Raw genomic sequence first — 24599 nt, forward strand, 5'->3', positions numbered from 1 at the left:
GTTGACAGTTATATTAAATTTTTGCGATTTTTATTCATGAAATTTCCATAGAATCTCAGCACTATAGCAATTCTATCCGAGTCGTGAAAAAGTATTCTTTTTAACGAACCGCAAAGGACGCAAAGGACACAAAGAAGAAGAGGAAGGAAAAGAAAGGAAATTTCACGAATGATTTAGGACTGCTATATAGCAATTCTAAATGACTTACAAACATCTTGCTTCCTTGTCTACCTTGTCCTCCTAGTCTCCCTTGTCTGTGTTGTTCACATATCATCAAACAGGACTGCGCTATTCACAGTGAATGTTACTGAATTAGTTAAAATTTCCATTATTCTCTTACTAGTTGCCACTGGTGTAGCTTTAGTATCCCGTCGATTGCGCGTTCCTTATGTGACAGGTTTGGTGTTGGCGGGGTTGCCCATAACCGAATTATTATCCTACCGCATTGGTTTAGATCCTGCTTTAGTTTTGAATTTGTTTTTGCCAATTCTAATTTTTGAAGCTGGGATCAATACAGATGTTAGTCGTTTACGCAGTACTTTTAAACCTATTGCCCTGTTAGCTTTACCTGGGGCTGTTATTTCTAGTGGAATTATTGCCTTATTACTCAAACTAGGGCTGGGATTAGCTTGGATACCAGCTTTACTTGTGGGTGTGATTCTAGCAAACACAGACACTGTTTCGATGATTGCAGTGTTTAAGGAAATACCAGTTCCTTCTCGACTATCTACAATTGTTGAAGGCGAAACTTTATTCAATGATGCGGCGGCATTAGTTTCCTTCAACCTGATTTCGCAAGTATATTCCACAGGTTCAATCACATTATTAGAAGGAATCCAACAACTGCTATTTATCTCTTTAGGTGGTTGCGTTGTAGGTTTAGTATTAGGTTACTTAAGCATACCTGTATTCACCCGTTTAGATGATCCTCTGAGTAGTCTGTTGCTGACGGTTGCAATTGCATTGGGTACTTTTCAGGTGGGGCAGTTTCTCGGTGTGTCAGGCGCGGTGGCGGTGGTTGTCGCTGGCTTAATTTTCGGGAATCAGGGACTTTCGCGCAATACTTCGGCTTCGAGTCGCATCACTTTATTGAGTTTTTGGGAATATGCCAGTTTTACGGTGAATACGTTTATTTTTCTGTTGATTGGTTTAGAAATCAACTTAGTCACCTTCTGGAAAACCTTACCTGCGGTTTTACTGGCAGTTTTAGCTTATCAAGCTGGGCGAATACTAACAGTTTATCCACTACTGGCGATCGTTCGTTGGTTCGATCGCCCGATTCCTCTGCGTTGGCAACATTTACTGTTTTTAGGCAACATCAAAGGCTCACTGTCAATGGCTTTGGCTTTGAGTTTACCAACTACTCTACCGGGTAGAGATGTTTTAATAGCTTTAGTTTTTGGTAGTGTGCTAGTTTCATTAGTTGGACAGGGTTTAAGTTTGCCTTGGTTAGTCAAACGCTTAAAATTATCGAAATTCTCCGCAACTCAGCAGCAAGTTGAAGAATTACAAGCCCAACTGATGACAGGGAAAGCCGCCCAGGATGAATTAGATAGTTTGTTGAAAACAGGGGTATTACCAAAATCAGTTTACGAGGAAATGCGATCGGCTTATCAAGTCAGGGTAGCTGGTGCGGAAAAATCTTTGAGAGATTTGTACAATCGCCGTGTTGATAATTCAGATGCTAAAAATCATGATTTAAGCAAATTGGATGCTATTCGTCGTCGTTTATTATTAGCAGAAAAAGGCGTTCTGAATGAAGCACTACGCAAGCGCATTCTTTCTGAAGAAATTGTGCAAGTGCGGATAAAATCTATTGATGAACAATTGCTGCAACTTGATGATGATTAATTAGGGTAGAAGGCAGGAGGCAGGAGGCAGGGGGACAAGGGAGACAAGGAAGAAACGATGTTTCAACTACCTTGTCTACCCCCTCTACCTTAGACCTCTTGCATGAATGTTATAAAACACGAATTTTAAGTCTCACGCAAAGGCGCAAAGACGCAAAGAGTAACAGAAAATTCGCTTGTTTAATAGGCATAATCTGATTTATGCAAGAGGTTTCTTGTCTACCCCTCTCAGCACTCAGCACTCATCACTCATTACTTTTGATTTTTGATAACTTTCCCAGGACTAATAAAAGAAATACCTTGCTGAAAGTCTGTGCCAATCATCACGGCTTCAACTATTGGCTCAGATATTTTTGTTGATGATACCCACTCAACAATAAAATTTGCCCCGACACCGCCCCGGCTATCATTACGATTCACAAAAAATTCGGTAGAAGCCAAGGCATCTAGTTGAATTGGCTTTTCTAAATATGGTTCAATTAATTTACCACTAGAGTCATAATAGCGGACAGCAGTAATAATTATAGGATTAGTCAAATCAGTATTCCGAATACTGAGTGTAGCTGCTAAATTAAAAATTTCTTGGCGATTGTGATGATAAATTTCCGAATAGATGGGAACATAAATAGTCTGACCCATTGCTATTTTAAAATTCGGATCTAAATTCACTGTTTTGTATGTCTGATTAGTTGGAGTTGGTTTAGGTTGTGAATTTAGGGAATTTTCGGAGGCTTGACAAGCAGCCAGGAAAATAACTGCGATCGCTAAAATAATCTGTAAATGAAATTTCATGAAAACTACTGGCAACCTTCAATAAAATCAATGACTTGATGTACACTTCCTGGCTTAGTCGCAATCAATACAGTCGAACCTGGTTCGAGGACTGTACTACCATTCGGAATCATCAAATCTTCGTGGGGGTGAGGTTGATAGCCAATGATGAGAGAACCACTAGGAAAGCGAGAATCTTGTGCTATTTCGGCAAGACTGCGATTCACTACATAGCAATTATTAGGAATCGCTAGTTTTAACACTTCAATCTGTCCCTGCTCAAAGTGCATCATTGATTCTACTTGGGGATATTCAATGGCATTGACCATTGTAGACACTGATAGTTCAACGGTGCTAATCACATGGTTTGCACCTGCTAAACGCAGTGGTTCTGCAAAATCACCATGACGTAACCGACTCAAAATATGTGGTACACCATAATGTTTAGCCAAAGTCACCATCGCCAAGTTCAAAGCATCACTTCTCAAGACTGCTACTAAGGCATCGGCTTTGCGAATTCCCGCTTCTAACAACACTTCTGTACTCACAGCACTGCCTTCAAATGCCATTGCTCCCACTTGTTCACGGGCATAACGGCAAGCATTCGGCTCAATATCAATGACAGCAACCGTATGTCCTAGTTCTACCAATTTTTGAGCCAAAGAAAGCCCTACTAATCCTGCTCCACCCACTAGCACGTACATGGCTACTCCTGATACTCAAAAACTGTCTACTTTACAGGTTAACAAGAAAGTACTGAGTAAACATACTAGTCGCTCTTTCATCCAAGGCTCGTGAAACCAGTTCATCGGGACTGACTTCTGCTCACTTCGACTACTTCGGCTGCGCTCAGTACAAGTACGCTCAGTGAGCCTCCTGGCTTATCACAACTATAAATATTTACGCTGCTCTACTCCAACTTGTTCAATTCTCTGGCACATCAACCACACGCCACTCCTGAATACCCCAACGTTGCAGAATTGCTTCAGCACGACGAATATCAGCTTCTGTGCTTTCGATTGTGACCAGATAATTGCCTTGATATACTTGTTCATCATAAAGTTGCGCTGCTTCTTCCGGCAAAAACCAACCCCGCAGCGCACCAATAATTCCACCTGCGGCCGCACTAGCACCACTGCCTAAAAGTGTGGCTAAAGCAGACTCGACAGCTAAGGCTGGGCCAAACCCAGGAATCAGTAAAATCCCGAAACCGGCAACTAAAGTCAGTAAACCTGCGGTTCTGGCGCTGGCTAATGCACCTATAGTTGCACCTTCAGTTTGTGTCAGATGATTTTGCGTTGTATCGCTATTCTCAAGTTCTGGCTTGCGAGTAATTACAGAAATTTTATTCATCGAAAAGCCAGTATTTCTTAACTCGTCGATCGCTTGTAGTACAATCTGGCGATCGCTAAATATACCAATAGCATGTTGCCATTTACCTGAAGCCATTTTACCTCTCCAAAGTCTGGATGAATCTACAAGGTTTGGATCTTTACTGGGTTGGTTTTTAGTCTTACCAAGAAATCTGACCAAAAAATGACTATCTACAGGCATGATTGATGGGAGTAAATTTTGACCTCAACTACTAATTTGCCCCAACCTTAGTAGCTTAAATATTCTTGATATAACAGGAGGCAGAAGTTTAAATGATTTACAAACATCTCTCTCCCTTGTCTTCCTTGTCTCCCTTGTCTCTGCTGTTCGCTATAAATCTTTCCGTAATTATGAGCTTTGGTGATGTATGAATCAAAAGAATTGCTGAAAAACGTCTAATTTTAGATGCTGTTCGCTGATGAACTCAGATAATCACCTCTAGGATTTTTCTTGACATCAGAGTATTTCAGCAGTTACAACAACTCAAATAAGGAGACAAATAATTTATAAAAATCAGCAAGAGAGCAAGATTTTAGCCTTAAAATTTACAAGTTACTCACACATTTCTCAAATTATTTATTCACTATAATATGGTGAATTTTATTACTGAATTGAATAGAGGTTGAAGCCAAAATGAGACACGAAAAACTTTCTCCTGGTTTGCTGTTAGCAGTTGAAGATTATCAACATGAAGGTTTGCCAGCTTTGATGACACACAAGCGATCGCTTGGGATTATGGCTCCTAAAAGTATTGTCAAACCAACCAAGAGCCTAGTTTTTATCTACTGTGATGATGACGCAGATTTAAGCCACTTGGCACAATATGGCATAGAAGTTAATCAAAATTCCGGCCATGTGCGTACTGCTTTCCTACCCGTTGATAGTTTAGATGCTTTATCTGAAGAACCTGCCATCCAGCGAATTAAACCATCACGCAAACTCAAGCTACGGATGGATGTTGCACCCCAAGCCGTGAAGTTACCAGAATTTAAAAATAAAACTGGACTAACTGGCAAAGGCGTAATTATTGGTGTAGTTGACAGTGGGATTGATGCAAAACATCCTGCCTTTGCTGGGCGCATTTTACGGTTATGGGATCAAACCATACCAGGGCCAGGCGTGAAAGAAGGCGCTTATGGTGCGGAACTAACGGGTTCCCTACTATCTGTTTCTCAAGATACTGACGGTCATGGTACACACGTCGCAGGTATCGCGTCTGGTGCTGATGCTACTTATGGTGGTGTCGCACCAGACGCAGAATTAATCATTATCAAATCTGACCTCCAAGATGCCCACATTGCTGATGCTGTTCGTTACGTTTTTCGGGTAGCGGCTGAATTAGGCAGACCCGCAGTCGTCAATCTCAGCTTGGGTGGACATGCTGATGCCCATGATGGTACTGACTCCCTCTCGAAAGTCATTGACGCAGAAACTGGCCCTGGCAGAATTGTTTGTTGTGCCGCAGGTAATGAAGGTAACGACAATATTCATGGTCAAGCAAATATCCCCAGTGGCCGAATCAAAGGAATGCGCTTTAATGTACCCTTCAATCAAGTAGGCATTGTTTGGTTAAATGCTTGGTATGGCAAAGACAGCGAATTAGAAGTTTCTGTACGCAGTCCTAACGGATTTGTTACTCCCTTCCAAAAAATTATTCCTCAAGGCAATCCCGCAGTAGATCATCAACTACCCGACTCACGGGTACAAATTGTCACTCCCGGCCCAGATAAAGCCAACGGCGACCATAATTTCTTTGTACAGATTCGGGGTAATGGCCCTTCGCCAGTTATGGGAGGGATTTGGCAGTTACGAGTCCGCAACACTTCTTCTCAAGATACTCGCCTAGATGTATGGACACTAGATGATAGTTCTTCAGTGTTTTTCACAGGTACTAGTGTCCAAGATGCTGTAAAAATTGGTTCCCCAGGATCTGCCAGCACTGCTGTAACAGTTGCAGCTTACACTACCAAAGTCAAATACACCGATATTGATAACCAAGTACGCGAAGTGGGTTTAGAACTCAACAGTATTTCTGATTTCAGTAGTGAAGGGCCGTTACGCAATGATGCTCAAAAACCGGATGTTGCTGCACCAGGGGCGATGATTGTGGCTGCGCTTTCTTCTAATGCAAATTCTGACCGTTCGATGACGATTAATTCTAAATTTCAGGCGATGGCTGGTACTAGTATGGCCACACCTTTTGTTACCGGGTTGGTAGCGTTATTATTACAGCGCGATCGCAATTTAGACCCCAACACCATCAAAGAGTTATTCCGCAAAAATAGCTCAATTCCTGGCAAACCAGCCGGCACTTTTGATAATAAATGGGGTTACGGGTTAATTAACACTGAAAATCTGTAGCAGGGGAGTGTGGGGAGAGAGGGGAGTGTGGGGAGTGTGGGGGGAAAGATTTCTTCACTATCTTTCCACCCCTCCCACATCCCTGGATTTCTCTTTTGTGAGAAATCCAGGGTATAAAGTCTGTACAAGGGTAGGTAATCAAAAACGAAAAATTTGATAGGTTAATCTTAGGACAGTTTGCAACTGCCTACCCTTTTACGCAGGAAACACTTATGAACTATCAGAAGCTAGGTGCGGCATTGTCGATCGCACTGAATGATGTTCAAGACTCAACCACACCGAGTTTAACTGTATTTATTCATACAGAACCAATCACAGATGAAGCGATCGCGGTTTTACAAAGTGTCGGCGTTAATGATGTAACTCCAGACAAAGATACCTTTACGGCTACATTATCCGCAAATACTATTTCCCAACTTTCAGAACAACCGTGGGTGACATCTTTGCAACTTTCCCAACAATTGCGTTTACTGAACGGCGGAAAAAGAATGCCGGGGTTCAAAATGTGAAGATTTAAGTAGAACGGCTTAAATAATCCACGCTATGTCATTGCAAATGAAACGAAGTGGAATGAAGCAATCGCAAGGGTTATGCCAATTTTACATTCTGTTACATAGTTGGGTTTATTCTCACCGACTTACTTAATTCGGCAGATAAGCAGGTGGACAAAATTAAACATAACTTGAGATTCCAGGTCTTGAGACTTCGGCAAAGCTCAGTGACCACTAGGCTTAACCCTCTTCTAGTCGGCTGATTGAGCATTTCGACTTCTCCCCAAGGGAGACGCTACGCGAACGCTTAATGCGTCTTGTAAATTATTTTTTCTAAATACTGATTAACGTTAATAACTCTATCAATAAATCAAGTGATCGCTTATCAAAAAATTTCCCGTTATTAGCTACTAGTAATAACGGGAACGCAGATTATTTTTAATAAAAATAGCAGTCGAAGTATAGGTTTAAGACTATTATTGATGACTGAAAACTGAGTTCCTAGTCAGCACTCAGCACTTTGCTATTAGCGAGTAGCTACTTGTGGCCCTGACCATACTTCTTTGTGTTCACCAAAAGTTACAGGCTGATCAGTGTCGTTTGTATTAACTGTTTTACCATCAGTAGCAACTTGTACTAAAGGCCAGTCTTCTTCACCCATTTCGCCTTCGCGGAACAGTACATGATCTGGTTGGTTTTTACTCCAACCTAGCAATACAGCAATTTTTTCATGTTCATCGTCTTGACGTGCGGGTGCAACGGTGTTGGTATGATTTTTTTGTCGATCCCAAATCACTGCATGATCTGTAGCATCGCCAGTATTGAATACACCCTCAAATTTGCGTGCTAAAAAGCGATCGCTTTTTTCTGACCAACTAACCGGAACCAACACCCCAATATTGCCATTTTCTGGCATCTGCTCTGGCGGTGCAACTTGATTACGGAGTAACGGATCTTTGATCTTGGAAGTTGAAGCCATTACCCGCAATTTCTTGGTTTCTCTGTCTTCAACAAACATGGTGCTACTCACGCGGCTGTTATACATTTCCGGTTGAACGTCCATCTGTACCCGGCTATAAACAGCATACTTACCATCAGGAGACACCACAGGTAAACTCCGATAATAACGCACCCCAGAACTACCCTTCGAGCCAACCGCTTCTTGAGTCGCTAAAATCCATTTCCAAGGAATGGGATGGGGACTACCGATAGGATCTACCTGTTCGGCTTGCTCCTCACTCGGTGCTTCCATTGCAGGTAAATCATCTGTAGATTCTGTTTCTGGTGTTTGGGGAATTGCGTCAACCCCTGGAATGCGATTGAATCCTGATGAACCAACAAGAGAATCTTTAGCTGATGCCAAATTATTTTCTTGCATTAACGCTTCAATTTCAGATGCTTGGCCTTTTTTGTGATGACCACGAATATTGGGAACAGGAGCCAGTTCTACTGCTGCGAAAGGATCAGCACCACTTGTCTGAGAGCCATTGCCAATTGCATAATCCGCTACTACTAAAGATTCGATTTTGTGTGCTTGTAAAACTGGCTGTTTCCCCACTCCCAGTAGATTCTGTGACAATGAAATCGATTCTCCGGGGGTGGAGTTATTCGGAGCATCTTGAAACATTGCTGCTAAATCTGGTTCATTAGCTGTTTCTTGAGTTACAGCTTCTGATTCTCCAGCTTCAGCAGGAAGTTTAGCTACTACTTTGGATTGTTGAGCAGAGGTAGAGTGACCTGATGCTGCAAATAAAGGCGCAATCAGCATCACTAGAACAACAGAATTAAGAAATGGTTGCACACGGAACCATCCTGACAGCAAGAGGGGTTTGAGCATGTGTGGACTCTCTAGAAGTGCGGGTGCTGTGTGAGGAGCAATCGAGGCTTATGTAGTAGGAGGAAAAGTGATGACTACAGGTATAACAATAAACTCACGCTTTTAACTACTAATTGTGAGAAATATTTTTTTTAAACTTGCACCTTGTCACAAAAATTTATTATCATTGCCTGCACCTTTTTGCTTAATAAATACTATTGATTAGCGAAATTTCTGCCATAACAAAGTTGATGCAGATGAACAACATAATTACTGCATAAACCAAATTTTCACGCCTTTAACCAGCAATTAACCACACCATAAAACTGGTGCTTGATTTAACTGCATTAGGCGCATTATGTTGGCTACAAGGCATTTGTAGCCTCTAGGTAGAGCGAAAAGCTGAACTGTTGGGATAGACTTTAGCAACTGCCAAGCCGCAGGAGGCTCCCCTATTTATCCCTGCTACAACAGTGCAGACCCCTGTAACGATGAAACTGAGTGAGGCGTTTCTTTTAAAAGCTGGTAAAGCTGACGCACAACATATAATACTCGAAAAATCGAGTTAGTATCCACCCCTGGAAGTAAATTAATATCTAATCTCTAACAATTGCAAAAATGCCGCTAAACTTGTAACTGCATTTTGGCAAAAACTGAATCAACAGCTTTGTTTTGGCAACCCTCGCAAAGCTTGTGTATGGTCTCTAGGGGAATCAGCCGACTAATAAAGTGTCAAGCTGGTATCAATCTATCAACATATTGGGGTAAATTACTTTTAGTCTATCAATAAAACTCAATTTCGCCAACTTGTGTGTAGAAAATAGTGAGCAAGGAGGATAATAATAAATAACTAAGTAAATATTACCTATTGATGTTTAACTATTGATTATTGATTAATGAAAGTTGTATTTTTTGGTACTCCTGAATTCGCTATTCCTACTCTCGAAAAATTACTGAATCATCCAGAATTTGAAATTTTGGCAGTGGTGACTCAACCAGATAAACGTCGAGAACGGGGAAACAAACTGACTCCTTCACCTGTAAAAACCCTTGCTCTCCAGCATAATTTGTCAGTGTGGCAACCAGAGCGAGTCAAAAAAGATCGTGAAACTTTAGCTCAACTGCAACAAACAGAAGCAGATGCGTTTGTAGTGGTAGCTTATGGGCAGATTTTATCCAAAAAAATCTTGAATATGCCCAAATTAGGCTGTATTAATGTACATGGTTCAATTTTACCGAAGTATCGCGGTGCGGCTCCGATTCAGTGGTGTCTCTGTAATGGTGAACCAGAAACAGGAATTACGACCATGTTAATGGATGCTGGGATGGATACAGGGGATATGCTGCTAAAAGCAACCACACCCATTGAATTGTTAGATAATGCTGACAATTTAGCTGTAAGATTAGCAACAATTGGTGGAGATTTGTTAATAGAAACGCTGTTAAAACTGAAGCACCAAGAAATTCAACCAATTCCGCAAAATAACGCAGAAGCTACCTACGCACCTTTGATTCAAAAGCAAGATTACCAGTTAGATTGGACAAAGAGTGCAATACAATTACACAATCAAATTCGGGGATTTTACCCTAATTGTTGGACAACTTTTCGGAACCAGACTCTGAAAATTACAGCTACCCTTCCCCTTGGTTCTGCTGACGCTGAAGAAATACCACCAGAATTAGCAACCATACGCCAAAAACTACCTGATTTATCCAATATATCTGGCATTCCTGGAGAAATAGTCAGCATTACCAAGGGAATAGGTGCGATCGCCCAAACTGGAGCAGGTTTATTATTATTACGGGAAGTTCAGTTAGCGGGTAAACGTCCCCAGTCGGGATGGGATTTTGTTAATGGTGCGCGGTTGACAGTGGGAGAAATTCTGAAGTCTGAAGTGTGAAGTCTGAAATTTTTCATACTTCATACTGGTTCATAGTAGCGACAGTCTTGGCAAGGGCCTTGGGGGTTGACTGCACAGCGAACAATTTCAGAATGAGCATTATAAACACAAGTAGCGTCACCAACCACCCAGCGTCCATTTAGTAAACTTTTTTCTGCTGGTCTTTGAGCAGATTGGACGTAGATTGCTATATTGTGCAGTCGATAACGCCCAGATTTAAATTGATATCTATGGCGACGCTCTAGAACAGCGTAGGTTTTACCTTGAAAATCAAGATAGTTTCCTGGTTGGGGTGTCCAGTCAAGTTGCAATTTACCGAGGGACTGACGCGGGTGCGTCAGTATCACCTCGGTTGGTAAAGAGTCTGGCTCCATAGGTTTATGTGATGTGATTTACATTATAAAAATAGTATCGCAGGAGCCTACTTTTGCTGATCTGACCTCGACTATAATTAACGATCGCCTTCATAGTGATCCACTTTAGGATGCGATCGCTCTAGCGTGGTAGTGTCAAGTTTGAGAATCCAAAAAATTATCTGTAAAGGCTGGGAGTGGCGAGTAGGGAGGGGTATTTCCCTCCTGCCTCCTTAATACTTGTCTTGCTATTTCAAAACAACTTGGAAAGAATTCAAATACCCGGTAATAGTTTTGTTGAGGGTTTGTTGTTGCTTTTTCGTAGTAATAGCCATGACTTGATACAACCTACCTTGGGCAACATACATCCGACTGCGAGTAATTTTACCGCCGGGATTAATAAACTCAATTTCTTTGCCGGGATGACCATTAGAACTGCGAATATTACGCTGACGAATCAAATTACTTTTTGTCGTTTTTAGCACCATAACTTGTGCTTGGTCTAATATGGTCTGCGGATTGGTCAATGTGCCGTAACTGTGGGGGAAATCATTATAAACAACTACATAAGCAACTTGCTGCTTTGGTGGTTGAGCAAAAAATATATTTAAGTCAATTTCCCCTATCTGGGTTTTTTGGGTTTGGGTTTCTTTGTTTGGTGTTCCCGGCATTAATACGGTAAAACGTCCATCAGGCGCACGGAATAATTTCCATTTTGGTTGGACTGGTTGCGCGGCGGTTTCTGGCTTTTTAACTGCCGTTTGGGGTTGACGTGCTTCTACAACAAAACAGCTACCACAAACCAGTGTGGCAGCTATCAAAGGTAATAATTTAGGGAATGTCATAGTTTTAGCTTTACTGATGCAGATATCACTGATGATGATAGTGTTATAACCTAGCTGCACACAAAGCCGCACCTATTAATCCTACTTGGGGGTTGAGAATAATATATACTGGTACTTCTTCTAAAAGAGAACGCATTCTGCCTTTTTGAGTGAAGTTCAATAAAAAACTACCATTTTGAATTAATGGCAGAATTTTCGGTGCAATTCCCCCAGCAATGTACAAGCCACCGTAGGGTAAAAGTTTCAAGGCGAGGTTGCCAGCTTCTGCACCGTAAGCATCAACAAATAATTGTAATGTTTGTTCCGAGAGGCGATCGCTTTTTTGAACTGCGGCTTTACCAATCACTGCACCGGGATCAACACTTTTTTCTGGCTGTCCGGCTTCCTGTTCCCAGGTTCTCACAGCTTGGGCAATTTCTGGCGATTCCGTGGCATGTTTGCGGTCGCGCAAAAATTGGTAGATAGCAACAATACCTAAACCAGAAACCACTCGTTCTACCGAAACACGCTGAATATCATGTTTATCCAGCAAATATTTCAGCAGTTGAAATTCTAACTCGTTGCGGGGGGCAAAGTCGGTGTGACCACCTTCGGAGGGAAACACTTGATAATGATTTCCCTGCTTGATTAAAAAGCCTTGTCCTAATCCTGTACCGGCACCAATCACAGCGATGGGTGCTTCTGGTTTTGGTTTACCTGGTTGTAAAGTCAGTAAATCTGGGGAACTTAACCCAAAAATGCCATAGCCAACAGCCGCAAAGTCATTAATTAAGGAAATTGCGGCGATACCTAATTCTTGTTGCAGACGTTCGGTATCTAAAAACCAAGCTAGGTTAGTAAGTTTAGCAGTGTTGTTGACCACTGGCCCGGCGATCGCAAAACAAGCCTTTTGGGGAGTAGCTGTATTTGCTTTGAGTAAAAATTGCTGTACCATCGGCACTAAATCAGGAAAATCCCCACTGCGATAACTGTCCTCATAAACTGTCTGCAATTCTGATGAATTTGAGGTTTCCACCAATCGCAAAATAGTTTTTGTGCCGCCGATATCTCCTGCTAGTAACAAAGTCATAAATAATTACTTAGTAGTTTAGTTATTGTTTTTGTAGAATTAATTCCCGCCTGAAAATAGATTCAGACTTCATCTTTCATCTTCTTACGGCTTATAACCCCAGTCTTCTCTCCTGTTGCGGAATTTACGCAAATCGAACCACTTCTTCGACTTGAGTTAAATGAGAAGTATCCCCCTTTAGTTCTAACAACCATTCTGGGCCTTGAAGTACAACCTTGACTAAAGAACATAAAGAAGCTTTAACTTCGGTTTTGGCAACTTCTCCCACTAACCCCATTGCTGCGCCTAACACAGAAGCACCATGCGCTACCAATAAAATTTGTTCGGGAAAACATTCTGTGGCTAAACATCTGGCTGTTTGTCCAGAACGTGCGCGTACTTGTTCGTGAGTTTCGGGATATTTAGCGGCGATGCGTGGTGTGTAGCTATGGTCAATCCTGGGAAATAATTCTTTTAAGGCAAGAGTGGAAAGTCTTTCTGGTTCTTCTGTCATCCATTCAGGATTTAACCATTCACTCAAACCTGTTTCTAATTTGATAGATAAATCCAAGGCTTCGGCTACTGCATTAGCTGTTTGCACCGTTCGCAAAAAGGGAGAAGCAAAAATATGGGTGATTTTCTCACTTTTCAAGCGTTGAGCTAATTGTTTTGCCTGCACGAAACCATCATCAGATAAAGGCGGATCGTAACGTCGTTCGGCGGTGAGGAACCAATCAGGATTTACAAAGTCGAGGCGGTTGGCGTGTCTTGCTATCCAGACTATTTGACTCATGGGTGTTTTCAGGCCAGTAAAGTTTACACCTAGAAAAAATTAAGGTGCTAAAAGATGGTTGCAAACCCAATATTATGACAAATCTTGTAATGTTTTGTAATAATTAAATGTTTTCACAGGTATAAACTCAGATAATCAATTAATTTCCTAAATATTTAGGACTTACGCAAAAAAACGAAAAAATAAGGTTTTAGTAAAGGGTGCGGGGGTATAAGGGTGTAAGTATTCAAAACTCTTACACTCCATACCCTTTCACCCCCACACCCAATCCCCACAGACAATTGTGGTGCGTAAGTCCTGAGATTCTGGACTGCGATCAACAAACACTCCCTAGAAATATAAGTATAAAATTTGTAATATATGATACTTAGATTCAGTCTTCCTGATCTATCCACCTACATCAGATTGACATTTAGTCACAGTTATTAAAGATTTATTGTAGAGGTAAGATGGTAGAGAAACAGCGTGGTATCACAATCTGGTTAACTGGTTTGAGTGGTGCTGGTAAAACCACTATCTGTCAGTTTTTGGAAACAGAACTGCGATCGCAAGACTATAAACTGGAAGTACTCGATGGTGACGTAATTCGTCAAAACTTAAGCAAAGGTTTAACCTTCAGCAAAGAGGATCGAGACGAAAATATTCGGCGGATTGGTTTTGTTGCACACTTGCTAACGAGAAATAATGTGATTGTGATTGTTGCGGCTATCTCGCCATATCGAGCAGTTCGAGAAGAAGTCAAAGCCAAAATTGGAGATTTTATTGAAGTATATATCAACGCTCCATTAGAAGTTTGCGAACAGCGTGATATTAAAGGTTTGTATAAAAAAGCCAGAGCCGGGGAAATCAAAAACTTTACTGGTATTGATGATATCTACGAAGTACCTCTGACACCCGATGTTGAATGTAAAACCAATCAAGAAACAATTGCTCAAAGCGCCAGTAAAATTTTAAATAAATTAGAAGAATTAAGATATATCCAACCTTTCACATCACCCCAATTACAAAATCATCATTCACCTGTAGGATAAAAATTATGAATTTATGGATCTTCTCTAGTATTAGTTGATAAATCAGTTGGGATTTTGCTTGAAGAGACCATTTATAAAGTAAATATGAGAAATTCTAGTTTTACTTTATAAATCATCTCTGAGTTATTTGAACAATAGAGAAGTTATGTAGGACTCATATTTGATTTGGGAAAAAAATCAGTACACTCAGATCAGGCTTCTTTCCTACTCCCGACTCCCCATTCCCTATTCCCGACCTACACAAATAAATTCAGAAATCAAACCGGATTCCTATACCATTGTTGTATGTAGCTGTTTTTGAAAATAATTACGGTAAAGTTCGCAACGCGGTAGAATGCGATCGCCATCAAAACAAATCAATCCTAAACTTTCCAGTTTATAAGCATCAATAGGGTCAACAGACATGCTTGCCTGTGAGCCAACTAGCTCAGTATATTTTTTAACCAAATTGGGATTACCTTGTAATTTAATCCAGTGTCGCCAGAGGTGATGGCGATAGATCCCTCCGTTGGCGATCGCTTCTGTGATCAAATCTTGTAAAGTAGTAATACCAGAAGCTAGATGATATAAAGCTAGTTGAATTAAAGCTGGATGACCACCAACTAAAGACATCAATTGAGTAGATTCTTGACCAGGACTCCAGTCTAACTCATATCTTCTGGCTAAATCTTCCACCTGGGTTTGGGTAAATTCACTCAGACGTATAGGTAAGCCAATATTAAATGGAGAACGATTAATATCTAGAGAAACATATTGTTCTGTAGAATATACCACTACTAATCTCAGTTTTTGCCAAGTTTGATTTTGACGTGCTTCCTCACACCAAGAACGCAACAAAGCAAAAAATTCTTGAGCTATATGGGGATAATCAAAAAACCGATCCACATCACTCAATACCAATACTATGGGGTTATCACTTTGTTGCAGAATATACTTTTGTAAGTAGAAACTACAGCTTAATTTATAACCAACCTCTTCATCCCATTCATCATCCAAGTTAGGCTCAATTTCTAATTGTTGGGCAATTTCCCAGCAAAGACAACGTAAAAGCTTATTTAAATCAGTCAAACAATGGTTATCTATTTGATGACAATTAACATTAACAGTCCGATATTTTTTGAGATTTGCAAAAGCTAAAAGACGTAATACTAAAGAACTTTTACCCATCTGTCTCGGAGCGCGAATCCGAATCAAACAACCTGGGCGAGTAATTTCTCGACAAACTATTTCTTCGATTGGTGGACGTTCAATATATAAGGGAGAATCTAAAGCTACAGGGCCATTGGGATATAACCAATACTGTTCTTGGTGATGAGAAAATTGAGCAAAATTATCTGTTTGCAAGGATGAATATTTTGATAGAAAACTGAATATTCCTGTTTCTTCTGCGTCATTTAAAATGGTGTAATCTTCTTTTTGTAGTTTTAAATTAAATGCACTAAAGCATAATTTGAGAGTTTTTTGATCTACACCTTTACTCAAAGACCATAATCGGCTTAAAGTTTTTGTAGAAATATTTACCTGTCTACTCAGTTCCTCTAGAGTTAAACGATATCCCTGATTTTTAAGAATTTCCCAAGATATAATTGCTTCTTGTAAACGTTGTATACCTGTGGAAGTGAGTATAACACCTCTCCTTCTCTTAGTTTTATGTTGCTGTAGATTCATGGTTTTTGGAGCAAAATTTTTGGCGTACATAAAATCTAATGGATAAATTGTGATGGTTTATCTATGCCGAGAATTAGAGGGAAACTAGTATGTATTTTGCTCTACTTGCTTTAAGTGTCAAGAGTTATAGGAATCCGGTTTGATTTCTGAATTTATTTGTGTAGGTCGGGAATAGGGAATGGGGAGTCGGGAGTAGGAAAGAAGCCTGATCTGAGTGTACTGATTTTTTTCCCAAATCAAAGATGAGTCCTATATTTAGCAAAGTAATTGTGATTTAGTTCACAGTATCTGATACCAATTTTATGTAAATCTGCACAGTATTTTACCCCTCCCTAACCCTCCCCTTATAAAGGGGAGGGAACTAGATTGTCTTATTTCCCCCCTTTCCAAGGGGGGAATAAGGGGGGTAATTGATTTTTATATGCGTCTTCATATTAAATTGGTATGAGATGGCAAAACATGATATTGTTTGTGGCTTATTTATTATTTAAAGAACAGATTCACATTCAGGTTTTACACTCCAGCCTAAAGCGCAAATAATTTGCTCAGGTAAAGTTAAGGGGTTAAAAGGTTTAGCAATTGCTTTCACCACACCAAGTTGCTGGAGTTGTTGTGAGGTAAACCAATCAGCAATTACACTCAAAAAAATTATTGGAATTAATTTAGTTGAATGTCTTTCGTGAAATCTATGCAAAAATGTCGTAACGTCCATACCGGGCATAACAACATCCAGCAGGATAGCATCAGGAGATTCTACCTCTAGGTGTTGAAGGGCGGCTTGGGCGGAAGCAGCAGTTATAACTTTCCATCCCACCAAATCGTGTAAACAAATTTGTACCAGTTCTCGAATAGTCGGTTCATCATCAATTAACAATATTGTCTTGATGGTCATGTAAAAAACGCTGGATGAATAGTGATGAACTCAGCTTAAATCAAGAAAATAAGAAACTGATAAGGGTGTTCAATGATCATTTGTTATTGGTCATGATTATCTACCTCCAGGGGTGTGGGAAGGGTGGGAGGATGGTGAAGAAATCTTTCCCCCCACACTCCCCATACGTGAGAAATTCGGGATCTACTCCCAACTCCCCTAATTAGGCTTACCAAGCAAGCATTTGAGCTATTTGTTCACAAATCAGAACGGGGTTAAATGGTTTATTGATGATGCCTTCTATATCTAATTGAGCAAAACGCTTGTAGTCGTCTGGTAAGACTTTGGCGGTGAGTAGAATTATGGGAATTGTTTGGGTTTTAGGGTTGGCTTTGATTTGCTCGTAAAATTGAAACCCATCCATATCAGGCATAGACACATCTAGGAGAATAGCATCTAAAATCTGCTCTTGGACTTGTAAAAGTCCTTCATGGCCTGATTGGGCGGGTATTGTTTCCCAGCCACCTAAATCTTCTAAGCATGTGCAGGCTAAATCTCGAAGTGATTCTTCATCATCGATGACAAGAATGCGTTTGCTCATGGTTCTGTTAATGCTACTGACAAAATTGTGGAAGTGCGATCGCTTGGGTGGTAAGGTAATTAATACAGCAGACTCGATGTTGATGAATGATTGAAAAAAGTAACGAGTAAAAAATTTACTTATTACTCATTACTCATTACTTAATACTCAGAGTACTGTATGAGTGTGGTCTTATTAAGTCAAGAGTTGTTGCTGTACACGATAGCGATCAATTCGGCTCATAACACGATGGATTAAATCTGTCCCCACCACAGGTTTCCCAATAAAATCATCGGCTCCTGCTGCTAATACTTGTTGAACAGATTTCATATCTTTATGGGCAGTTACTACTAAAATTGGTAAATTTCTCCAATGAGGATCTTGTCTCACCACCCGACACAAGTCTACACCACTATATGTCGGCATTTCTAAATCAATCATTAATAAATCAGGTTGAGTTTCAACCAGTGCTTCCCAAAATTTTTGCGGATTTTGCAATGTCTTGACTTGTAATCCCCAAGATAGAAGTATGTTGCTCAATATCTCCAGCATCATCGGATCATCGTCTAAAATCATCACCTTAGCTGGATGAGCCGGAGTTTTGGGTAAAACTTGGGTGATTACTTGAAAAACTTCCCTAGTGTTGGGGTTAGAGAGAAATCCTTGGACACCAGCACGAGCCACCGCAACTCGCTGCGTTAAATTTTCCTGCTCGGCGATGACAAAAATTGGGATTTTAGGAAACTGTTGTTTGAGTTGATTCAGCAGTTGTAAACTCTTTGGCATTGATGCTTGCTCATTTAAATAAAGCAAAATCACCTTGGGCAGTTGTGAAACTTGATGTTGAATACTCTCCCAATTCATCGCTACTTCTATCTGCATTCCCCAATTCACAGCTTCCGTTTTGAGTTGGTGATTAAAAGATTGATCATTGATAGCCAGCACGAGAGGAAGTTGGATATTGACAAATTGCTCAAGGGTGCTGGATGTGGGTGGTTGAGTTAGTGTTTCTTGGATTTGAGTAATTAATTGCGATAGTTTCACTGCATCCTGTGAGGTGAGATTTTTATCCTGAATCAGTAAATGTTCAATAGACTGAGCTAACTTTGAGCCTGTGCTGTAACCAAACGAGCCTAATGTTCCGGCTAGTTTATGTGCTTCTTGACTGGTTTGCTGTCGTAGTTTAGATGATAGTTGTCCTTGCTGTAAGGCTTGTGCAGCTTGTTCTAGCAAACTTACTCGTTGGTGAAATGTATCTTTGTAGCGTTCTAGAGTTTTCTTAATAGAAGCGATCGCAGTTTGCCGTTTTGCTGTTATTGTGATGTCTGTCTGCTGAGTTTGTGGCACAGTCTTCAGCCGATAACCCAAACCATAAACTGTCTCTAATAATTCCGCAGACATTCCTGCTGTTTTCAGCTTGTGTCGCAAGTCTTTAATCAAATTAGTCACAGCGCCTTCACTAGGTGACGTATCGATTGACCAAAGACGGTCAATAATTTCACTGCGACTAAATACGCGCTGTGGATGACGCAAAAACAGCCCTAGCAAACTATATTCCTTGGGACTTAAAGATATAACTTTATCTTGGTATGTCACTTCTGCTGAGACGGTATTAATGCAGAGATTTTCCCAACGCAGCAGACTTGGTGTTAGTTCTGTCTGTCCACGCCGCAGCAATGCTCGTATCCTGGCTAATAATTCTGAAATATCGTAAGGTTTTGTGACGTAATCATCTGCACCTGCATCCAATCCTGTAACCACATCATGACTGTGGTCTTTCGCCGTGAGCAACAGAATCGGCTTCTGCACCCCCTGAGCGCGGAGTTGACGACAAAGATTAATTCCATCGAGTTTGGGTATCAGCAAATCTAACAATATCAAGTCAAAATTAGACAAGCTTGCTAAAGCCAATCCCTTTTGACCATCGGTTGCTAATTCAACTGTATAATACTCCGCCTTGAGAACATCACTCAGTACGGATGCAGTTGGTAAATCATCTTCTACCAGCAGAATTTTCACAACTTCTACGATTTCCTAACCAATGAGCCACCCTACTCAGCACAGCCAAAAAAATCTTAATTTCTGAAAATTAAGCTCATAAGGCGAAATCGCCTCAGATGGTTTTAGCTATGACTTTATTTAGCAGACACTTTTTAAGATACATCTGTTTGCTTGATAGAGCAAGCATAAATTATGCCTGATCGCCAGTGGGACTTACGCAAAAACTTTGTCTGTTAAAAATGGGTGTAAAGATAAGTAGTTAGTGCTGCAACTACGGATACCTTTAAAAGTATACAGACAAATATACGCAAGTTGATCTGCAAAGCATCTGGGATACTGCCTGTAGCATTTTTGCTTTAACCTGCTGACTCTGCGGATTGAATAATCAGGCTTTACTCAACAAAACTTTATACTCCCTTGTCTCCTTATCCCCCTACATACATACATAAACCCTGATAGGAAAGTTAAGGATTCAGAACAAACACTTACTTCTGTACTGGAAGTTTTGTCGTAGTTTTACTTGGATAGCATCTATTGAGATTTTGGTAATTTTTCGCTTCTTCATAGTTGATGAAATTGTTAAATTAACAATATCGAAAGCAACAAAATTGAAGAAGAAACACCTAAATAACTTCTAATATTGTTTGCTTTTCAAATCACTGAGTGTCAGTAATTGGTTTGATGTTTGGTTGAGCATTTAGCTAATATTAATTAGCTAAATGCCAGCTTTTGGAACATTGAATTCTTTGATAAATCAATTCCATTAACTTATTGAATAGGGGGGATTTACTATGGTTCGTCGTTTTTTAGTTACTGCTGCTTTATTGGTTACAGGTACTTTATTGGCTGCTCCCAGAGCCTTTGCTGAAACTCAAAATGTTTCTGCAAGCGGTACTATTGCTCCAACTTGTGTTTTTGGAAGTGCTACCGCAGGTGCTTTAGGAGTTGCAGGTGCTAACTCAACTTCTATTAGTACAGCCAATGGTAGTACTGGTTCAACCAGTGTTACTTGTAACTATGCTGCCAAATTGAGTATCTCTGCACCAACTCAAAGTGGTAGTGATACTGTTGCTTTAGGTAGTGCCACAAAGACTAGTACATTAACAGCAACTAGTACATCTTTAAATTCAAGTAACACCACGACAAATGCTGGTACTCCTGTGACTTTAGCGACTGGTGAAGCCACAAATATTTCAATTGGGATGAATGTCAGTAATGGTTCGACTATTATTCCAGCCAGTACATACAATTACACTGTTACTTTAACAGTTGCACCATAAGTAATTCTGAACTTGATGTAGGGGGGTTAATGGCTCCTAAAAACTTTTTTAGGAGCTTTAATTTTTGAAAATGATTACCAAAAATTTATTTATTAAATCAACTTTAAAACTAGCAAGTTGGAGTTTACTAGCAACTTTGTTAGCGAATATTCCTGCACATTCACAAGTCAATCTTTCACCAATGATTGTTGAGTTGCAGGCTAATCGTGGTCAAGCCCAAGCTAGTATTAATGTTAGTAATACAAGTGATCAGCCCTTTCGCGCTCGTGTCTATGCTCAACCTTTTACCTATGACCGCGTGACGGGATTTACAACTTTAACTTCTAGTCCCAATGACCTGAATCCATATCTGCAATTCTCACCGCGAGAGTTAGTCATCCCTCCAGGAGTCACCAGAAAAGTGCGTTTGATAACTCGCTTTCCGCCTAATTTCCCTGAAGGAGAATATCGGGCGGTAATTTTTACTGAAAAATTGGACGAGGTGAAAGATAACAGTGGTAATAAAGTTAATATTGCCACAAGAATAGGCGCAACCATTTATGTCCACCAAGGCAATTTATCTCCCAATTTAGTAGTTGATAGTGCCGTTTGGAATCCAGAACAGCAGCAAATTCAATTATTAATTAAAAATTCCGGTAAAGTCTCTGCTAAAACAACAGTTAAATGGACTTTACAGCAAGATAACAAGGTAATTAAACAAGGTAGGGCAGAGTCTAATTATATTATTGCTGAAAGCGATCGCTACATTCCCATCAATTATCTACAGCCAGGAAAAACAGCTTTAGCATCTGGTCAATATCAGCTAACAGGTGAATTGCTCTGGGGTGATAAACAACAAAATCAGCAGAAATTCAATGTCAATTTCATAATTCCTGTGCATACCGTTTCTGGTAAATGAATCAATTTCCCTGGGTGCTAGTATTTTTTACTTTTTCTCTACTACCAATCACTTCTTGTCAAGTATTTGCGGCAGATTCTCACTCAAATTTATTCCGCCAAAACACACAATCCTCTGCACCACAAATCGGGGTACCAGAGGAATTTTCTATTTTTCCCGTAGGAATCAATGTCGGTAAACAAAATGTACTTCCCAGTGTATTTGTCCGTGGTCAAGAAAACGGCACAGCAGCCGTTAACTTAGAACACTGGTTGATTTCCTATGATGCGGTGATTCAAGCTCTCAAATTATCTGTGACATCTTTAGGCGATGGTCAGATAGAAGTGCGTTCTCCTGGGTTCGTAATTCGCCTTGACTCCCAGCAATTAATTCATGATCCAGAATTAGGTGTAGTATTTTCGATTCAACAATTACAAACTTTGTTTGGGGTAACAGCAGAGTTTGATATTAATGATTATGCCATTATCTTAAATCCGTCTTGGTTAAACCAAACAGTATCTTCTGTTGAGCAGAAAAATGTAATTCCTCTGCAATTAGCTGGATTACCAACTGTTAAAGCTCCTCAACAAACTATTACAGCCATTGAGCAAAGAGTTAATACCAGTGGTTCAGGTACTTCAACGCCTACTTTTGTAGGAGAAACTATAGCTGTTGGTAGTATTTTTAATGGTAGTTTCTTTCTGCGTGGGCAGCAAAAAGACTTAACAGACTCCCAGACTTGGAATTTAGCAGAAGCTCAATATTTAAGAGAAACAGATAACGCTGATTATATTGTTGGTTCTCAGCCAACTTTTTGGCGTAGTCACAGCAGCAAACAATATTGGGGTTTGACTACGATTCAAAGACAGGGATTCAAAGCATTAATCCCCCAAGAAGGTGGTAGTTTTAGCCCCACTCAACGTTTACAAGCTGAAAAAATTAGCCGCACAATTGTTGGTGAAGCTGCACCGGGAACATTAGTTAGGTTAATGCAAGGTTTAGGCGATCGCCCAATCGCCGAAATTTTAGTAGATTCTGCGGGGATATACCGCTTTGAAAATTTAACTAGTGGACAATTATCAGCAGGTAACTATCGTGTCTTTCTGTATCCCGAAGGAAGACTAACAGCACAACCAGAAATTCGCGCTGCAACTTTCTCCAATATTCCCGGACAAATTCCCCCAGGTGCATCAGCAACAATTGTTTCCGGTGGCTGGCGACGAAAATTATCTGGCGAACCAAGTCAAAATTTTTTTGGAGATTTGCAGGAATTTCAAGGGGGAATCGCCCGTAGGTGGGGTGTGTCAGAAAACTTAACATTAGGCGCTGGCTTGATCTACGATCAAAATCTTCAAGCATTAGGGGAAATATTTTTTCGACCAGATAATTTTCCTCTAGAAGTAGCAGCTTCCGTACTTTCAGGCGATCAAGATGGTAAGTGGGATCTTGATGCGAATGCGCGTTTCTTTCCCACTCAGAATTTAACTGTCAAATTGAATACTGATAAATTTTCCAGCCGATTGAATTTGGATTGGCGCTTTTCGCCTCATTTAACTTTGTTGGGTAACTATGACAGTCGTCATGGTTGGGAAACTGGTGTGCAGACATCATTTAGTTTTGGAGAATGGTTTTCTTTAGGTCGTTTTAGCTTGGATGCAGAAAACCATTGCCATTGGAGCCTTGATCAACGTTTAGGGTTATTATCTTTGAGTCATCAAGGTAATGAAATTGCTACCAGATCCCAACTAAATTACAACTTATCTGGTGATACGGTTTTACAAAGTGGACATTCTCTCAGACTGGGTTATGAAACACGCAACTTAAATCACTTTGATAACTTAGCAACTTTAGCTTGGCGTTATCGTACACCAGAACGAACTGCTGATGGTAGAAATCTTTGGGATGTGGAATTGGGATATGGTATTGGTTCTCGTCATTCAGGGTTAATCGTCACTTTGCAAACTGCGGTGATTCCGGGGCTATTAGTGCGAGGAAGATATGAAGGCGGTTCCATTAGTTCTGATCAAACTTCTTACAGTTTAGAGATTGTCTCTAGTCTGAATTTTCATAACGGGATATTTCCTGGCGATCGCCAATCAGATCGATTGCGTTCTGTGGGAGGATTATTGATCCAACCATTTTTTGACAAAAATAATAACAACAAACGCGATCGCGGTGAACCAATATATACAGAAAACTCTGATTTACTCTTCATCCTGAATAATTTACCCATCAAATCATTTCGTCCAGATGTTCAAAAAAAACGCATTATAGTCTCGTTAGTACCTGGAACTTATCGTCTGGACATTGATCCTTCAGGATTCCCGATAGATTGGGAAACCGCAGTTGATAGCTATGCAGTTGAAGTCATTGCTGGTAGTTATACTCCTGTGCTTGTACCTTTTCACCTCTGCTATAGTCTCTCTGGGATAGTTACAGATGAATCAGGTACTCCCATTGCAGGTGCGCGTGTCGAAGCAATTGCGCCCCAAACACAACAACGCCGTTTTTCTGTAACTAATGATGCTGGCGTTTACTATTTAGAGCGGTTGCCCCAAGGTACTTATCACATCAAAATTAATGAGCAAGTAGCAAAACCCGATAAATTAATTTTGAATGAATCTTCTCAACACTTCCAAGAATTAAACCTCAAACAGTAGGAGCAGATATTTCTCTGTTCCTACTAAC

General features: G+C 40.4%; 20 protein-coding genes. 8 read left to right on the plus strand and 12 right to left on the minus strand.

Translation table 11 applies throughout. The features are described from left to right. The first annotated feature begins 297 nt into the window (after positions 1–297). The gene (locus H6G28_RS11760; RefSeq protein WP_190670919.1) at positions 298–1851 is read left to right on the plus strand and encodes a cation:proton antiporter; all 1554 of its coding nucleotides are present in this window, start codon (positions 298–300) and stop codon (positions 1849–1851) included. Between the two features lie 251 nt (positions 1852–2102). On the opposite strand, the gene H6G28_RS11765 is transcribed toward H6G28_RS11760, so the two are convergent. From H6G28_RS11765 to H6G28_RS11775, 3 genes are all read right to left on the minus strand, one after another. Beyond that, positions 2103–2642 (minus strand): DUF3124 domain-containing protein, encoded by a 540-nt coding sequence (locus H6G28_RS11765; protein WP_190670921.1) that lies wholly within the window; start codon positions 2640–2642, stop codon positions 2103–2105. Between the two features lie 5 nt (positions 2643–2647). After that, positions 2648–3325, minus strand: coding sequence for a potassium channel family protein (locus tag H6G28_RS11770; RefSeq protein ID WP_190591752.1), 678 nt, complete (start codon positions 3323–3325; stop codon positions 2648–2650). A 220-nt stretch (positions 3326–3545) separates the two neighbouring features. Further along, positions 3546–4070, minus strand: coding sequence for a general stress protein (locus tag H6G28_RS11775; RefSeq protein ID WP_190670922.1), 525 nt, complete (start codon positions 4068–4070; stop codon positions 3546–3548). 558 nt (positions 4071–4628) lie between these two features. On the opposite strand from H6G28_RS11775, the gene H6G28_RS11780 reads away from it, so the two are divergent. Both H6G28_RS11780 and H6G28_RS11785 read left to right on the plus strand, forming a co-directional pair. After that, the gene (locus H6G28_RS11780; RefSeq protein WP_190670924.1) at positions 4629–6356 is read left to right on the plus strand and encodes a S8 family peptidase; all 1728 of its coding nucleotides are present in this window, start codon (positions 4629–4631) and stop codon (positions 6354–6356) included. Positions 6357–6568: 212 nt separating this feature from the next. Further along, positions 6569–6865 carry a hypothetical protein gene (locus H6G28_RS11785; RefSeq protein ID WP_190670926.1) on the plus strand — a complete coding sequence of 99 codons (297 nt, stop codon included), beginning with the start codon at positions 6569–6571 and terminating at the stop codon, positions 6863–6865. 508 nt (positions 6866–7373) lie between these two features. Here the strand turns inward: H6G28_RS11785 and H6G28_RS11790 are convergent. Continuing rightward, positions 7374–8684, minus strand: coding sequence for a hypothetical protein (locus H6G28_RS11790; RefSeq protein WP_190670928.1), 1311 nt, complete (start codon positions 8682–8684; stop codon positions 7374–7376). An 875-nt stretch (positions 8685–9559) separates the two neighbouring features. Here H6G28_RS11790 and fmt point away from each other — a divergent pair. Further along, positions 9560–10564 carry a methionyl-tRNA formyltransferase gene (gene fmt, locus H6G28_RS11795; RefSeq protein ID WP_190670930.1) on the plus strand — a complete coding sequence of 335 codons (1005 nt, stop codon included), beginning with the start codon at positions 9560–9562 and terminating at the stop codon, positions 10562–10564. Between the two features lie 20 nt (positions 10565–10584). Here fmt and H6G28_RS11800 read toward each other — a convergent pair whose 3' ends face one another. The 4 genes from H6G28_RS11800 to H6G28_RS11815 all read right to left on the minus strand — a co-directional run bounded on the left by H6G28_RS11800 (position 10585) and on the right by H6G28_RS11815 (position 13603). After that, on the minus strand, positions 10585–10938 hold the full coding sequence (locus tag H6G28_RS11800) for a DUF6464 family protein (RefSeq protein ID WP_190670932.1): 354 nt from the start codon (positions 10936–10938) through the stop codon (positions 10585–10587). 227 nt (positions 10939–11165) lie between these two features. Continuing rightward, the gene (locus tag H6G28_RS11805) at positions 11166–11762 is read right to left on the minus strand and encodes a hypothetical protein (protein WP_190670934.1); all 597 of its coding nucleotides are present in this window, start codon (positions 11760–11762) and stop codon (positions 11166–11168) included. 43 nt (positions 11763–11805) lie between these two features. Further along, on the minus strand, positions 11806–12831 hold the full coding sequence (locus H6G28_RS11810; protein WP_190591760.1) for a glucokinase: 1026 nt from the start codon (positions 12829–12831) through the stop codon (positions 11806–11808). A gap of 124 nt (positions 12832–12955) precedes the next feature. Next, the gene (locus H6G28_RS11815; protein ID WP_190591761.1) at positions 12956–13603 is read right to left on the minus strand and encodes a histidine phosphatase family protein; all 648 of its coding nucleotides are present in this window, start codon (positions 13601–13603) and stop codon (positions 12956–12958) included. 449 nt (positions 13604–14052) lie between these two features. Here H6G28_RS11815 and cysC point away from each other — a divergent pair, with 449 nt between their 5' ends. After that, a complete protein-coding gene (gene cysC / locus H6G28_RS11820) occupies positions 14053–14634 on the plus strand; it encodes an adenylyl-sulfate kinase (RefSeq protein WP_190670936.1) in 582 nt (193 codons plus the stop codon). Positions 14635–14904: 270 nt separating this feature from the next. Here cysC and H6G28_RS11825 read toward each other — a convergent pair whose 3' ends face one another. The 4 genes from H6G28_RS11825 to H6G28_RS11840 all read right to left on the minus strand — a co-directional run bounded on the left by H6G28_RS11825 (position 14905) and on the right by H6G28_RS11840 (position 19772). Beyond that, a complete protein-coding gene (locus tag H6G28_RS11825) occupies positions 14905–16332 on the minus strand; it encodes an AAA-like domain-containing protein (RefSeq protein WP_396020663.1) in 1428 nt (475 codons plus the stop codon). A gap of 457 nt (positions 16333–16789) precedes the next feature. After that, positions 16790–17194, minus strand: coding sequence for a response regulator (locus H6G28_RS11830; protein ID WP_190670938.1), 405 nt, complete (start codon positions 17192–17194; stop codon positions 16790–16792). A gap of 208 nt (positions 17195–17402) precedes the next feature. Continuing rightward, positions 17403–17774 carry a response regulator gene (locus tag H6G28_RS11835; protein WP_190670940.1) on the minus strand — a complete coding sequence of 124 codons (372 nt, stop codon included), beginning with the start codon at positions 17772–17774 and terminating at the stop codon, positions 17403–17405. A 174-nt stretch (positions 17775–17948) separates the two neighbouring features. After that, on the minus strand, positions 17949–19772 hold the full coding sequence (locus H6G28_RS11840) for a response regulator (protein WP_190670942.1): 1824 nt from the start codon (positions 19770–19772) through the stop codon (positions 17949–17951). A gap of 773 nt (positions 19773–20545) precedes the next feature. On the opposite strand from H6G28_RS11840, the gene H6G28_RS11845 reads away from it, so the two are divergent. From H6G28_RS11845 to H6G28_RS11855, 3 genes are all read left to right on the plus strand, one after another. Further along, a complete protein-coding gene (locus tag H6G28_RS11845) occupies positions 20546–21034 on the plus strand; it encodes a hypothetical protein (RefSeq protein ID WP_190670943.1) in 489 nt (162 codons plus the stop codon). A gap of 70 nt (positions 21035–21104) precedes the next feature. Continuing rightward, the gene (locus tag H6G28_RS11850) at positions 21105–21932 is read left to right on the plus strand and encodes a fimbrial biogenesis chaperone (protein ID WP_242049133.1); all 828 of its coding nucleotides are present in this window, start codon (positions 21105–21107) and stop codon (positions 21930–21932) included. Further along, positions 21929–24571 carry a carboxypeptidase-like regulatory domain-containing protein gene (locus H6G28_RS11855; protein ID WP_190670945.1) on the plus strand — a complete coding sequence of 881 codons (2643 nt, stop codon included), beginning with the start codon at positions 21929–21931 and terminating at the stop codon, positions 24569–24571. Before H6G28_RS11850 ends, H6G28_RS11855 begins: the two co-directional genes overlap by 4 nt. Positions 24572–24599 lie beyond the last annotated feature (28 nt).

Source organism: Nostoc sp. FACHB-190 (assembly GCF_014696905.1).
GTDB lineage: Bacteria > Cyanobacteriota > Cyanobacteriia > Cyanobacteriales > Nostocaceae > Nostoc_B.

Coding starts and splice junctions, on each gene's coding strand:
- H6G28_RS11800 (WP_190670932.1), bottom strand. CDS start 10,938: ATGGAGCCAGACTCTTTACCAACCGAGGTGATACTGACGCACCCGCGT.
- H6G28_RS11815 (WP_190591761.1), bottom strand. CDS start 13,603: ATGAGTCAAATAGTCTGGATAGCAAGACACGCCAACCGCCTCGACTTT.
- H6G28_RS11810 (WP_190591760.1), bottom strand. CDS start 12,831: ATGACTTTGTTACTAGCAGGAGATATCGGCGGCACAAAAACTATTTTG.
- H6G28_RS11785 (WP_190670926.1), top strand. CDS start 6,569: ATGAACTATCAGAAGCTAGGTGCGGCATTGTCGATCGCACTGAATGAT.
- H6G28_RS11765 (WP_190670921.1), bottom strand. CDS start 2,642: ATGAAATTTCATTTACAGATTATTTTAGCGATCGCAGTTATTTTCCTG.
- H6G28_RS11845 (WP_190670943.1), top strand. CDS start 20,546: ATGGTTCGTCGTTTTTTAGTTACTGCTGCTTTATTGGTTACAGGTACT.
- H6G28_RS11825 (WP_396020663.1), bottom strand. CDS start 16,332: ATGTACGCCAAAAATTTTGCTCCAAAAACCATGAATCTACAGCAACAT.
- fmt (WP_190670930.1), top strand. CDS start 9,560: ATGAAAGTTGTATTTTTTGGTACTCCTGAATTCGCTATTCCTACTCTC.
- H6G28_RS11850 (WP_242049133.1), top strand. CDS start 21,105: ATGATTACCAAAAATTTATTTATTAAATCAACTTTAAAACTAGCAAGT.
- H6G28_RS11770 (WP_190591752.1), bottom strand. CDS start 3,325: ATGTACGTGCTAGTGGGTGGAGCAGGATTAGTAGGGCTTTCTTTGGCT.
- cysC (WP_190670936.1), top strand. CDS start 14,053: ATGGTAGAGAAACAGCGTGGTATCACAATCTGGTTAACTGGTTTGAGT.
- H6G28_RS11830 (WP_190670938.1), bottom strand. CDS start 17,194: ATGACCATCAAGACAATATTGTTAATTGATGATGAACCGACTATTCGA.
- H6G28_RS11855 (WP_190670945.1), top strand. CDS start 21,929: ATGAATCAATTTCCCTGGGTGCTAGTATTTTTTACTTTTTCTCTACTA.
- H6G28_RS11790 (WP_190670928.1), bottom strand. CDS start 8,684: ATGCTCAAACCCCTCTTGCTGTCAGGATGGTTCCGTGTGCAACCATTT.
- H6G28_RS11835 (WP_190670940.1), bottom strand. CDS start 17,774: ATGAGCAAACGCATTCTTGTCATCGATGATGAAGAATCACTTCGAGAT.
- H6G28_RS11780 (WP_190670924.1), top strand. CDS start 4,629: ATGAGACACGAAAAACTTTCTCCTGGTTTGCTGTTAGCAGTTGAAGAT.
- H6G28_RS11775 (WP_190670922.1), bottom strand. CDS start 4,070: ATGGCTTCAGGTAAATGGCAACATGCTATTGGTATATTTAGCGATCGC.
- H6G28_RS11805 (WP_190670934.1), bottom strand. CDS start 11,762: ATGACATTCCCTAAATTATTACCTTTGATAGCTGCCACACTGGTTTGT.